Annotated in this window: 11 protein-coding genes; 4 read left to right on the forward strand and 7 right to left on the reverse strand. The window is 69.1% G+C overall.

The features are described from left to right. Positions 1-47: 47 nt before the first annotated feature. The 4 genes from AC3WLY_RS30305 to AC3WLY_RS30320 are packed head-to-tail and all read right to left on the reverse strand — an operon-like array spanning position 48 to position 3,407. On the reverse strand, positions 48-701 hold the full coding sequence (locus AC3WLY_RS30305; RefSeq protein ID WP_425133051.1) for an isochorismatase family protein: 654 nt from the start codon (positions 699-701) through the stop codon (positions 48-50). Positions 702-720: 19 nt separating this feature from the next. Next, complete coding sequence (locus tag AC3WLY_RS30310; RefSeq protein ID WP_492309361.1) at positions 721-1,761, reverse strand: 2,5-dihydroxypyridine 5,6-dioxygenase NicX family protein; 1,041 nt, start codon at positions 1,759-1,761, stop codon at positions 721-723. 35 nt (positions 1,762-1,796) lie between these two features. After that, the gene (locus AC3WLY_RS30315; protein WP_492309362.1) at positions 1,797-2,627 is read right to left on the reverse strand and encodes an alpha/beta fold hydrolase; all 831 of its coding nucleotides are present in this window, start codon (positions 2,625-2,627) and stop codon (positions 1,797-1,799) included. Positions 2,628-2,654: 27 nt separating this feature from the next. After that, entirely contained in the window at positions 2,655-3,407 is a 753-nt protein-coding gene (locus tag AC3WLY_RS30320; protein ID WP_174383892.1) for a maleate cis-trans isomerase family protein, read from the reverse strand. A 298-nt stretch (positions 3,408-3,705) separates the two neighbouring features. Here AC3WLY_RS30320 and AC3WLY_RS30325 point away from each other — a divergent pair, with 298 nt between their 5' ends. The 4 genes from AC3WLY_RS30325 to AC3WLY_RS30340 all read left to right on the forward strand — a co-directional run bounded on the left by AC3WLY_RS30325 (position 3,706) and on the right by AC3WLY_RS30340 (position 8,514). After that, positions 3,706-4,863: an FAD-dependent monooxygenase gene (locus AC3WLY_RS30325; RefSeq protein ID WP_175958806.1), complete on the forward strand. Its 1,158-nt coding sequence runs from the start codon at positions 3,706-3,708 to the stop codon at positions 4,861-4,863. Positions 4,864-5,037: 174 nt separating this feature from the next. Continuing rightward, positions 5,038-5,541, forward strand: coding sequence for a (2Fe-2S)-binding protein (locus tag AC3WLY_RS30330; protein ID WP_310140215.1), 504 nt, complete (start codon positions 5,038-5,040; stop codon positions 5,539-5,541). Between the two features lie 34 nt (positions 5,542-5,575). After that, positions 5,576-7,957, forward strand: a complete 2,382-nt coding sequence (locus AC3WLY_RS30335; RefSeq protein WP_492309395.1) for a c-type cytochrome — start codon at positions 5,576-5,578, stop codon at positions 7,955-7,957. Between the two features lie 224 nt (positions 7,958-8,181). Then, positions 8,182-8,514, forward strand: coding sequence for a hypothetical protein (locus AC3WLY_RS30340; RefSeq protein ID WP_175958809.1), 333 nt, complete (start codon positions 8,182-8,184; stop codon positions 8,512-8,514). Positions 8,515-8,645: 131 nt separating this feature from the next. On the opposite strand, the gene mmsB is transcribed toward AC3WLY_RS30340, so the two are convergent. The 3 genes from mmsB to AC3WLY_RS30355 all read right to left on the reverse strand — a co-directional run bounded on the left by mmsB (position 8,646) and on the right by AC3WLY_RS30355 (position 12,515). Continuing rightward, positions 8,646-9,536, reverse strand: a complete 891-nt coding sequence (mmsB, locus tag AC3WLY_RS30345; protein ID WP_492309363.1) for a 3-hydroxyisobutyrate dehydrogenase — start codon at positions 9,534-9,536, stop codon at positions 8,646-8,648. Between the two features lie 15 nt (positions 9,537-9,551). Then, positions 9,552-11,078 carry a CoA-acylating methylmalonate-semialdehyde dehydrogenase gene (locus AC3WLY_RS30350; RefSeq protein ID WP_492309364.1) on the reverse strand — a complete coding sequence of 509 codons (1,527 nt, stop codon included), beginning with the start codon at positions 11,076-11,078 and terminating at the stop codon, positions 9,552-9,554. Positions 11,079-11,195: 117 nt separating this feature from the next. Further along, positions 11,196-12,515: an MFS transporter gene (locus AC3WLY_RS30355; protein ID WP_492309365.1), complete on the reverse strand. Its 1,320-nt coding sequence runs from the start codon at positions 12,513-12,515 to the stop codon at positions 11,196-11,198. Between the last annotated feature and the right edge of the window lie 67 nt (positions 12,516-12,582).

The raw sequence follows: 12,582 nt of genomic DNA on the forward strand, positions 1-12,582 counted from the left end.
AGCGTCAATCGCGGGCGACGCATGCGGCGCCCGCGATCCGTCGCGATTCAGCGCGCGTGTGCGTGCACGGCGTCGATCGCCGCGATCGCGTCGTCGAGCGGCATCACGGCCGCGTATTTCTGCTGCATGTCGAACAGGTTCGCGTCGTGCGGCGCGATCGCGCGATCGCCGACGCAATCGGCGAGCACGAGCGGACGGAACCCGTGCGACATCGCATCGACGACGCTGGCGCGCACGCAGCCGCTCGTCACGGCGCCGGCGACGAGCAGCGTCTGCACCGCGCGCTGCGCGAGCCAGGGGCTGAGTTGCGTGCCGAAGAACGCCGACGGCACGGTCTTGCGCACGACGAGTTCGCCGGCCGCGGGTGTGAGTTCGGGCACGATCGCGCTGTTCGGATGGTGCTCGGTCAGCGTCGCCATGCCGGGCACCTTCAGCGAGAACACGTTGTCGTCGCTGCCGTCGTCCGCGTACACGATGCGGCTGTGCGCGACGGGCCAGCCGCGTTCGCGCGCCAGCGCGAGCGCGCGCGTCGTGCGTGCGATCGCCGGCGCGATGTTGCCGCCGCCGAATGTCGCGGGATCGGCGAAGCCGACCACGAAGTCGACGATCAGCAGGCCGATGTTGCCGTGCGGCGGCAGCGGCGTGCCGAAACCCTGCTGGCGATAGACGTTCGCTTCGGCGTGGTGGGAAAGATCGTTCATGGTGTCGGGCGCTCGTCGGTCACGCGGGTTGATCGGTCACGCGGCCGTCGCGCACGACGGTTTCGCCGTCGAGTTCGACCGTGCAGCGGCGCAGCGGGATGTCGATGTGGCAGGTGGTCGTGCGGTTGCCGCCGCCTTCGTTGTTCGGCCCGAGCGAGAACAGGAAGTTGCCCTCGAACGCGCGCGCGTCCATCCCGATCGTCGCCTCGCGGTCGTACAGCCCGAGCGTCGACCAGCGCGCGCGCGGCTGCAGCCCCCAGCCGATATGCGAGATCGCATAACCTTCGGGGTCGGCGAAGGTCTCCATGTAGTCGCGCAGCAGGTCGGCGTCGATGCCGCCTTCGATGCGCGTTGCGTAACCGCCTTCGACGGTCAGCGCGATCGGCTCGCTTACATAGTGCTTCTGCGGCAGCAGGATGTCGCCGCGATCGATCACGATCGTGCCGCGTGCGGTGCGGTCGTTCGGGTAGGTCAGCGCGAAGCCGCTCGGCCAGTGATCCCAGCGGCCGGGCGCGTCGACGAAGCCGTATTCGGCGGTCGGCGGGAAGTCGCCGAGCGGGCAGGTGAGCGCGGTGCCGGCCGCCGACGTCACGCGCATCTCGCGGGCGGCGGCGATTTGCTTCGCGGCGGCGAGCACGCGCGTGCGGTCGGCCGGCGTCGGCACCATCCGCACGAGCACTTCGGGCGGCTCGACCGCGAGCAGGATCTTCGTGCCGGATTTAAGAATCTCGTGCTGTTCGGGCGAGAACAGCAGCGTCATCAGGTCGAGCACGAGGTCGCTCTCGCGCAGCGCGGCGATCGCGGCCTTGTTGCCGGTCAGCGGCGTCGTGCCGAGATACGCGAGCGGGTCGCGGCTGAACGCTTTCTCGCCGTTGACCGGCGGCAGGTCGAGCCGGTTGACGATCGCGCCCATCGATTGCGTCGCGATCAGCGCGCACGACAGCGTCTGCGGGAGGGTGGCCGCGCTCGTCAGGATCGTGACGGTCTGGCCCGGTTCGAGGCGCGACAGCGTGAGCACCTGCTTCCACGCGTCGATCAGTTGGGTGTCGCTAACTGGCATCGTCGGCTCCGGTAAAGGCGTGAGGGAAAAGGGGATCAGGCCGCGAGCGGCGCGCCGAGAAAGCTGCCGAACGCCGCGTAGAAGCCCGGCGCGTTGTCCCACGGGATCATGTGGCCGGCGTCGGGCACGCGCACATGCCGCATCGACGGCGTCGCGCGCTGCAGTTCGGCGACATCGTCGTCGCGCACCACGTCGCCGCGTTCGGCCGTGATCAGCAGCGATGGCACGGCCAGTTGTGCGGCGTCCGCATGGAAATCGTCGGTATGGAATCCTTCATAGCTCGCGCGTACCGCGCGCTCGTCGCAGGTATGCAGCCACTCGGCGCGCAACTGGAGTTCGGCATCGGTCCAGGTCGGGCAGAACGCGCGCATGCCTTCGGCGTCGGTGCCGGCGCGCGCGAGCGCCATCGAGTCGATGTACCACGGCAGCTTGCCCGGATAGTCGCGGCGGTTCGGGCCCGACACGGGCGGATCGACGAGCACGACCGATGCGAGCCCGCGGATGCCGCGCCGCGCCGCGCGCGCGGCGATCCGCGCGCCCATCGAATGGCCGACGAGGCTCGTGCGCGGCAGGCCGAGCGCGGCGACGAGCGCCGCGATGTCGTCGGCCTGCGCATCGAGGTTGTAGTCGAGCGACGGCGACGCGTCGGACAGCCCGCGGCCGCGCACGTCGAGCACATAGGTGTCGAACGCCGCGCCGAAGGTTTCGCCGACGAAGCCCCAGGTGATCGCGGGGCTCGTGATGCCGGGGATCAGCACGATCGCAGGGCGCGATGCGCGCGCGCCGGTCGCGCCGCCGTAGCGCAGGTAGTGCTGGCGGATGCCGTTCGCGCGGATGTTCGCGCCGTACAGGAAAGTCGAGGGCATGAATGGACTCCGTCGGAAGGGCCGCGTTCAGTACGCGCCGGACAGCAGCGCGCCGGCGCCGGGCACGACCGGCTCGAGGTCGAGCTCGCGCAGCATCGCGTAGGTGGTCGCGATCGCGGCCGTGATCACCGGCTTGCCCGTCATCGCCTCGACCTTCGCGACGGCCGGCAGCGACGGCATCTGCACGCACGCGGACAGCACGATCGCGTCGGCGTCCTGGTACGGCAGCGTTTTCACGATGTCGGGCAGGCGTGCCGGATCGTGACGGCCGACGTCGAGGTTGTCGGGAATTTCCAGCGCGCGGTAGCCGAGCACTTCGAAGCCTTCGTTGCGGATGTAGTCGACCACGAGTTCCGTCAACGGCAACATGTACGGCGCGACGACGACGATGCGCTTCGCGCCGATCACCTTCAGCGCGTCGACGAGCGCACCCGCGCTCGTCAGCACCGGTGCCTGCGCGCCGTTGTCGGCCGTGTGCTTCGTCAGGCGCGCCTGCGACACGCGGTGATAACCATGCCCCATCGCCATGATCGCGACGAGGCACGCGTAGCCGAGCACGTCGACGCGCGCGTCGCTCAATTCGACCGCGCAGCGGTCGGATTCGGCATCCATCGCCGCCAGTTCTTCCTTGACGACCTTCTTCATCCGCATCCGGCTCGAGTGATACGTGAAGCGCTCGGGGCGGATCGTTTCGCGCAACCGCAGCATCGCGGGGATCTCGGTTTCCATCGTCGTGTTGGAACTCGGCACGATCTGGCCGATGCGGTAGGTCTTGCTCATGACGGGAGGCTCCGTGTCGGTAAGGGTGAGGCGGCACGCTGGCGCGAGATCGCCGGATTTCGAGCAAAGTCTAGTGTGTACATTTTAAAATGGCAATGGATCAAAATGATGCTCGACGCGTGTTGAGCGTTTTAGTACGTGGATATTCGAGGAATTATCGGTGTTTTCCCGAATGCGATTGCAGCGATCAACAATCCGCTTGTCCTGAATAAATTGAGTGTGTACGCTAAATAAACGCCATTCAATCCGCCCGTTCTCGCGCCGCGTCAGGCGACGGGCCCACGATCAGGAGATCCGCATGAGCACACCCCGTATCGCAATCATCGGCGCCGGTCTCGGCGGCACGGCCGCCGCGGCGCTGCTTCAGCGCGGCGGCTACGACGTCGCGCTGTACGAGCAGGCGCCGGCGTTCTCGCGCCTCGGCGCGGGCATCCACCTCGGCCCGAACGTGATGAAGATCATGCGGCGCATCGGCTGCGAGGACGCGCTGAACACGATGGGTTCGCATCCGGATTTCTGGTACAGCCGCGACTGGCAGACGGCCGACGTGCTCGCGCAGATCCCGCTCGGCGACTACGCGCGCAAGACCTACGGCGCGAGCTACCTGACCGTGCATCGCGGCGATTTCCACGCATTGATGACGCAGGCGGTGACGCCCGGCACGATCCGCTTCGGTAAGCGGCTCGCATCGGTGGAGGACACCGGCGACGCGGTGCGCCTGACGTTCTCCGACGGCAGCGTCGAGACGGCCGACATCGTGATCGGCGCGGACGGCGTGAATTCGCGGATCCGCGAGCACCTGCTCGGCGCGGAGCCGCCGCGCTATACGGGTTATGTCGCGCACCGCGCGGTGTTCCCGGCATCGCTGCTCGGCAACAAGCCGTACGACATGTGCGTGAAGTGGTGGTCGGAGGATCGCCACATGATGGTCTACTACGTGACCGAGAAGCGCGACGAGTATTACTACGTGACCGGCGTGCCGCAGGCCGAATGGCCCGAAGGCGTGTCGATGGTCGACAGCAGCCGCGACGAGATGCGCGACGCGTTCGCGGGTTTCCACTCTGACATCCAGCACCTGATCGACGTGTCGCCGTCGATCACCAAGTGGCCGCTGCTCGAACGCGATCCGCTGCCGCTGTGGAGCCGCGGCCGGCTCGTGCTGCTCGGCGACGCATGCCATCCGATGAAGCCGCACATGGCGCAGGGCGCGGCGATGGCGATCGAGGATGCGGCGATGCTCGCGCGCTGTCTCGACGAGGTTGGCGCGAGCGACTACGCGGGCGCGTTCGCGCTGTACGAGGCGAATCGTGCGGCGCGCGCGTCGAAGGTGCAGCTCGTGTCGCACAACAACACGTGGCTGCGCACGAACGAGGATCCGTCGTGGGTGTTCGGCTACGACGTGTTCGACGTGCCGCTCGTCTCGCCGTCGCGCAACAACGTGGCGGCTGCGGCCTGACGCTCACGCGATTTCCGCGCCGGCCGGCGCTTCGCCGTCGCGGGGATCGATGCGCCGGAACCCGTGTTTTTCGGCGTGTTATATGTCGTCAGGCGTGCGTCGGCGGGTGCCGGCCGGAGGCAGTGCCCGCCGACGGCCGGCCCTCGGCCCACACGCCGCATTCCGGATCCATTCATGTCCCATCCCGCTTCTCCGTCGCGGCCGCTGGTGTTTCGCGTGAACGGCACGCCGCACACCTTCGACGAGGCCGCGCCCGACGCGCCGCTGCTGCTGCTTCTGCGCAACGACTGCGCGCTCAACGGCCCGAAATACGGCTGCGGGCTCGGGCAGTGCGGCGCGTGCACGGTGCTCGTCGACGGACAGGCGACGCGTTCGTGCGTGGTGCCGGCCGCCGCCGCGAGCGGGCGCGACGTCACGACGCTGGAAGGGCTCGGGTCGCGCGACGCGCCGCATCCGATCCAGCGCGCGTTCATCGACGAGCAGGCCGCGCAATGCGGTTATTGCCTGAACGGGATGATCATGAGCACGAAGGCGCTGCTCGACCGCAATCCCGCGCCGGACGATGCGGCGATCCGCGATGCGCTGCGTTTCAACCTGTGCCGCTGCGGCACGCACCTCGAGATCATCCGGGCCGTGCATCGTGCCGCACGCTATCTGCGGGACGGCGATGAAGCTTGACCTGAGCCCGCCGGTCGAGCAGGAGCGCGTGACGATGCACGAGCCGCGCGACGAAGGCGCCGCCGACGTATCGAATATGCATCACGCACGCTACGAATGGCCGGTCGGCGATACGCGCACGCACGCATCGCTCGATATCGAAACGCGGACTGCGCCCGACGGGCGGATGACGAGCTGGCGTTATCGCGCGCAGGCAGCTAGCGCGGTATCCGCGGTAACGGACGATCTTCACGGTTCAACGGCCGAGGGCACGGATGCCGGCCCCGCATCGCCGTTCGTCTACCGGCACGCGCAGACGTCGATCGAATTGGCCGACGCCGATCGCGCAATCCCCGGCCATGCGCACGTGTTCGCCCGCGAATCCTTCGTCGACGAACTCGCGGGCGCGTTGCGGCGCGACCCGGTCGCGTTGCGCCTGCAGCATCTCGATGCAGCGCGGGATGCGGGGCCGCGCGAGATTATCCGGATGGTCAGCGAACGCGCCGCATGGGGCGCGCCGGTCGCGGCCGACGCGAACGCGCGTTCGCGCGTCAGCGGTCGCGGCTTCGCATTCGATGGCGCCGGCGCGCTTGCGGCACCGTCCGGCGGCGAACCGCCGGCAGCAGATGCCGCACGTGACGGCGACATGCGCTGGTCCGCATGGGTCGTCGATCTCGATGTCGATCGCGCGACGGGCGATGTCGCGGTGCGGCGCGTCGTGGCTGGACAAGGTGCGGGCAAACCGGGCGACGCATCGATGGCCGGTTTGCCCGCATGGCAGATCGAGGCGGCGATTTCGCGCGTGATGGGCGCGCGGTTGTCCGCGCGGCCTGCGCATGACGAGATCGATGCCGGTGCGCAGCCGGACGCGATCGCGCATGAACTGGCTGCGTTCGACGGCGCGGCGCATCGCGCGCACGGCGAGTTGTCCGCGCACGATGCGCGCCGGATCGAACAGGCGGCGGCACCGGCAGCGGCGGCGATTGCCAACGCGCTGTACGACGCGACGGGCGTGCGTTTTCGTGCACCGCCGTTCGATGCCGAGCGCATTCGCGCGGCCCTCGCGCAGCCGGCGCCGGTCGATTCCGGCGACGGGCTGCATGTCGCGCCGCGTCGCGCCTCGCGCTGGCGCCGCTGGCTGGCCGGCGGCGGCGCTGGCGGCGTGGTCGGCGGGCTGATCGGGCTCGCGTGCGCGATCCTGCCGGGGCCCGCGCCGATCGCGCCTGTCGCACCCGGCGGCGCGGACGGCGCGATGTGGAGCGCGGCGACGCTCGAACGCGGCCGCCAGGTCGCACTCGCCGGCGATTGCGCGGTATGCCACACCGCGCCCGGCGGCGCGACCAACGCGGGCGGGCTCGCGCTCGATACGCCGTTCGGCACCATCTACACGACGAACCTCACGCCCGATCCGGAAACCGGCATCGGCACGTGGTCGTATCCGGCCTTCGCTCGCGCGATGCGCGAAGGCGTCTCGCGCGACGGCACGCACCTGTACCCGGCGTTTCCGTACACGGCGTTCGCGAAGCTGAGCGAGCCGGACCTGCTCGCGCTCTATGCGTACCTGATGTCGCAGCCGCCGGTGAAGCACGTGCCGCCGAAGACGAAGCTGCCGTTCCCGCTCGACCGGCGGCGGCTCGTCGCCGGCTGGAACTGGCTGTTTCACGACGCGCGGCCGTTCGCGCCGGACCCGGCACGCTCCGCGATGTGGAATCGCGGCAAGTATCTGGTCGACGGCGCCGGGCACTGCGGCGCGTGCCACACGCCGCGCAATGCGCTGGGCGCGGAGAAGGGCGGCTTCGCGTACCTGTCGGGCGGCGAAGCGGAAGGATGGGTCGCGCCGCCGCTCGTCGCGTCGCCGGCCGCACCGGTGCCGTGGACCGAAGGCGCACTGTTCGACTATTTGCGCACGGGTTTCTCCGCGCAGCACGGCGTCGCGGCCGGGCCGATGGCGCCCGTCGTCGCGGGGCTTGCGTCGCTGCCCGAGCCGGACGTACGCGCGATCGCGCACTACCTTGCGTCGCTGTCGCCACCGGTCGACGCCGCGGTGGCCGCAGACGCGGCCATCCGTCAGGCACGCGGTGCGGAAACCGTCGCGACGCTCGGCCTCGAGAACGGCCGCCGCGCGTTCGACGCGGCGTGCGCGGTCTGTCACGCGGAGTCTGGCGGCGTCGGGCATTTCGGCGTGCGCCCGCTGATGGGGCTCAACACGAGCGTCAGCCAGGCGACGCCGGACAACCTGCTGCGCGTGCTGCACCACGGGATCGACCAGCCGGCCACCGACCAGCTCGGTTATATGCCGGGCTTCGGCGACGCGTTCGACGACCGGCAAATGGCCGAGCTCGCCGCGTACATTCGCGCGCGCTATGCGCCGGGGCAGCCGGCGTGGCGGAACCTGGCGGACGCATCGGCGAGGATCAGGCAGGAGGGCGTGCATTGACCGGCGCACGGGCGTGAGCGCCCGAAACGGCGCACCGGTCGGGCAAAACTACTCACGGGATGAAAACGGGCGCGGTGCCGAGCTGTAAATCTTGCCTGCACTTGCGATCGTTTAACCATTAGAAACAATGTGTTCACCGAAAGGGGCATGATCTCCGGCGATCGGGCAGGCATACTGTCGCTTATGTTGCTCAATACACGTCGAACGGCGTGCGCTTGCCCCCCATGTTCATTCCAGTTTCTTTTCGAGCCCTGCGATGGTTGACCGTTGCGGCTGCTGCATGCTTGCTCGCCGCGTGTTCGACCGCTTCCGACGTGACCGCGACGTCGAACCCGAACGTATTCACCGTGACGACGCGCACGGTCGGCGTGTCGACGACGTGGGCCGACGCCCATGAGAAGGCCGTCAACGAAGCCACCAACTACTGCACGCAGCGCGGGATGCGCGCGAGCATGAAGCAGGAATCGCTGACCGGCGGCCGCCGCGTCGACGCACGCTCCGAACTCGCGTTCGAGTGCCATCCGACCTTCGAGACGGCGTCGAACCCGCGCGGTTGAACGACACGCGGCATGGCCGCGCGACCGCCGCCTGAAGCGGCACCTGCGTTTTCCTTCCCCGCATGCAATCCGACCCGCGATACGCGCAAGCGCATCGCGGGTCGGCGCACGTCCGGCGTAACCTGCGCAGGCTACGCCGGCTGCGCCTCGTACAGCTTCACGCACGCGGAGAAGTCGAGCGTGCCGAGCCCCTGCTGGCTCATCGACTGATAGAGCTGCTGCGCGAGCGCGCCCATCCACACCGGCTGGTGCGCGCTTCGTGCGGCTTCGGTCGCGAGCCCGAGATCCTTCAGCATCAGGTTCGCCGCGAAACCGCCCGCATAACCGCGCGCGGCCGGTGCCGCGTCGTTCACGCCCGGATACGGGTTGTAGGTGTCCGAGCTCCAGCAGCGGCCGGTCGACGTGTTGATGATGCCGGCCAGCACGGCCGGATCGATGCCGAGCGCGGCGCCGAGCGCCATTGATTCCGATACGCCCATCATCGAGATCCCGAGCAGCAGGTTGTTGCAGATCTTTGCGATCTGCCCGGTGCCCGTGCCGCCGCAATGCACGACGTTCCTGCCCATGTCGAGCAGCACGGGGCGGATGCGCTCGAACAGCGCGGCGTCCGCGCCGACCATGAAGGTCAGCGTGCCGGCTTGCGCGCCGCCGGTGCCGCCCGACACGGGCGCGTCGGCGAGCGGGAAGTCGCGCTGCGCTGCGGCTTCCGCCATCGCGCGCACGGTGCCGGGGTCGATCGTGCTGCAGTCGATCAGCGTCGCGCCCGCGCGTGCGCCGGCCAGCACGCCGTCGTCGCCGAGATAGACGGCGCGCACGTGCTGCGCGGCCGGCAGCATCGTGATCACGACCGCCCCGCGCGCGGCCGCGTCGCGCGGCGAGCCGGCCGCCGCCGCGCCCGCGCGCACCGCGGCGTCGACCGCGTTCGCGTCGAGGTCGAACACCGTCAGCGCGTGGCCGGCCTTGAGCAGGTTGGCGGCCATGGGGCCGCCCATGTTGCCGAGCCCGATGAATGCGATTTCCATGTGCGAGTCCCTCAATCAGCGCAGCGCGATCGTCGTGTTCACGCCGCCGGCCGTCGCATCGTCGTCGAACCAGCGCGCGGTGACCGTCTTCGTCTGCGTGTAGAACTGCACGACCTGCTTGCCGTACGGGCCGAGATCGCCGAGCTTCGAGCCGCGCGAGCCCGTGAAGCTGAAGTAGGGCACCGGCACCGGAATCGGGATGTTGATGCCGACCTGGCCGACGTCGATCTCGCTCTGGAACTTGCGCGCGGCCGCGCCGCTCTGCGTGAACAGCCCGACGCCGTTGCCCATCGGGTTGCGGTTGACGAGCGCGATCGCTTCGTCGAGCGTGTCCGCTTCGAGCACGACCACCACCGGCCCGAAGATTTCTTCCGTATAGATCGACATGTCGGTCGTCACGCCCGAGAAGATCGTCGGGCCGACGAAGTTGCCGCGCTCGTAGCCGGGCACCTTCACGTTGCGGCCGTCGAGTTCGAGCTTCGCGCCGGCCTTCACGCCTTCGTCGATCAGCGCGGTGACGCGCGCATGCGCGGCCTTCGACACGACGGGCCCGACATCCGTGCCCGGCTCGTGACCGGCGTTGATCTTCAGCGCCTTGGCCTTTTCGACGAGCTCGGGCAGCCAGTCGCGCGCCTGGCCGACGAGCACGACGACCGACGTCGCCATGCAGCGCTGGCCGGCCGCGCCGAAGCCCGCGCCGACGAGCGCGTTGATCGTCTGCTCGCGGTGCGCGTCGGGCAGCACGACCGCGTGGTTCTTCGCGCCCATCATCGACTGCACGCGCTTGCCGTGCTGGCTGCCGAGGTTGTACACGTGCGTGCCGACGCGCGTCGAGCCGACGAACGAGATCGCCTTGATGTCCGGGTGCGTGCACAGGCGGTCGACCACCGTCTTGCCGCCGTGCACGACGTTCAGTACACCTTTGGGCACGCCGGCCTCGATCGCGAGTTCGACGAGCTGCATCGTCGACAGCGGGTCCTGCTCCGACGGCTTCAGCACGAACGTGTTGCCGCACACGATCGCCATCGGGAACATCCACAGCGGAATCATCCCGGGGAAGTTGAACGGCGTGATGCCCGCACACACGCCGATCGGCTGGCGCAGCGTGTAGGTATCGACGCCGCCTGCGACGTTCTCCGCGAATTCGCCTTGCTGCAGCGTGCCGATCGAGCACGCGTGTTCGACGACTTCGAGGCCGCGGAAGATGTCGCCCTGCGCGTCGGGCAGCGTCTTGCCTTGCTCGGCCGTCAGCGTGTGCGCGATCCGTTCGAGATTGCGGCGCACGAGATCCTGGAACTTCAGCATGATGCGCAGCCGCGCGCCGATCGGCGTCGTCTTCCACGTCTGGAATGCGCGCTGCGCGGACGCGATCGCGGCGTCGACCTCGTCGAGCGTCGCATACGGCACGCGGCCGATCGTTTCCTGCGTCGCGGGGTTGACGATGTCGCCCCATTCGGCGCTTTGCGATTCGACGAACGCGCCGTCGATCAGCAGCTTGGCGGTGGGCAGGGCGAGGGTGGTCTGGGGAACTGCGGCGTTCATGGAACTCTCCGGGAAGGAAGCGGTATTGCGATGAGAAAGCGAGCCTGTATCCGCCGCACGTGCAGGCGCGGCGGACAGCAGGACGAACCGGGTTCGGACGGATGCCGGCCGGCGTGCTCAGGGGCGCGGCGGCCGCATCAGTGCGGTACACACGAGCGCGAACATGCCGAAGCCGACGAGGTACGCGATCACGTAATGCGGCTGGCCGCCGCCGGCCTTCAGCAGCGACGTCGCGATCATCGGCGCGAAGCCGCCGCCGATCACGCCGGCGAGCTGCACCGACAGCGAGATGCCGCTGTAGCGGATTTCCGCCGGGAACTGCTGCGCGAACAGCAGCGATTCCGGCGCATAGAGGATCGGGAACACGACGCCGAGGCCGAGCACGATCGCCCACCATGCGTACGAGGTCTGCTGCGTGCCGAGCATCATGAAGAACGGTGCGGCGAACGCGCACATCAGCACGAGGCCGATCGCGAACATCCGGCGCTGGCCGATGCGGTCGCTCAGGTGGCCGCACAGCGGCATCGTGACGAGCGACAGCACGGCGCCGGCCGTGATCGCGTGCAGCATCTCGGCCTTCGGCAGATGAAGCTGCTGGGTCGCGTACGCGAGCGCGAACGTGACGACCATGTAGAACCACGTGTTCTCGGCGGCGCGCGCGCCGACGATCGTCAGCACCTCGCGCGGATGGCGGCGCAGCGCGGCCGTCACCGGCGACTTCTCGGCCTTGCCCTGGCGCTGCATCTTCTCGAAGTCGGGCGACTCGGGCACCTTCGCGCGGATGAACCAGCCGAGGCCGACGAGCGCGATGCTCGCGAGGAACGGCACGCGCCAGCCCCACGACAGCATGTCGGCTTCCGGCAGCGCGGCCACCGCGGCCATCGCGAGCGACGACAGGATCAGGCCGAGCCCGACGCCCGTCTGCGGCAGGCTGCCGAACAGCCCCTTGCGGCCCTTCGGCGCGTGTTCGACGGCCATCAGCACCGCGCCGCCCCATTCGCCGCCGACGGCCATCCCCTGCAGGAAGCGCATCGCGATCAGCAGCGCGGCCGCCCAGTAGCCGATGCGGTCGTACGACGGGATCAGCCCGATGATCATGCTCGGCACGCCCATCAGCAGCAGCGTGATCATCAGCATCGACTTGCGGCCGATCCGGTCGCCGAAGTGGCCGAACACGATGCCGCCCATCGGCCGGCCGATGAAGCCGACCGCGAACGTGCCGAACGCGGCGAGCGTGCCGACGACGGGGTCCAGCGACGGGAAGAAGATGCGGTTGAACACGAGCGCGGCGGCCGTGCCGTAGAGGAAGAAGTCGTACCACTCGATCGTCGTGCCGGCCATGCTGGCCCAGCCGGCCAGCAAATAGTGCTTCGCGGTGCGGGCGGGGGCCGGCGTCGCGACTGTCGCATGCTCATCGAGGGTGGATCGGGTCTGCATGGTGTCTCCGTGGTGGTTGCCGCGGCTCATGGTCCGCAGGTCACGGTCGAGTATAGTTATGCGCAGA

Source organism: Burkholderia sp. FW306-1C-G01B (assembly GCF_058781685.1).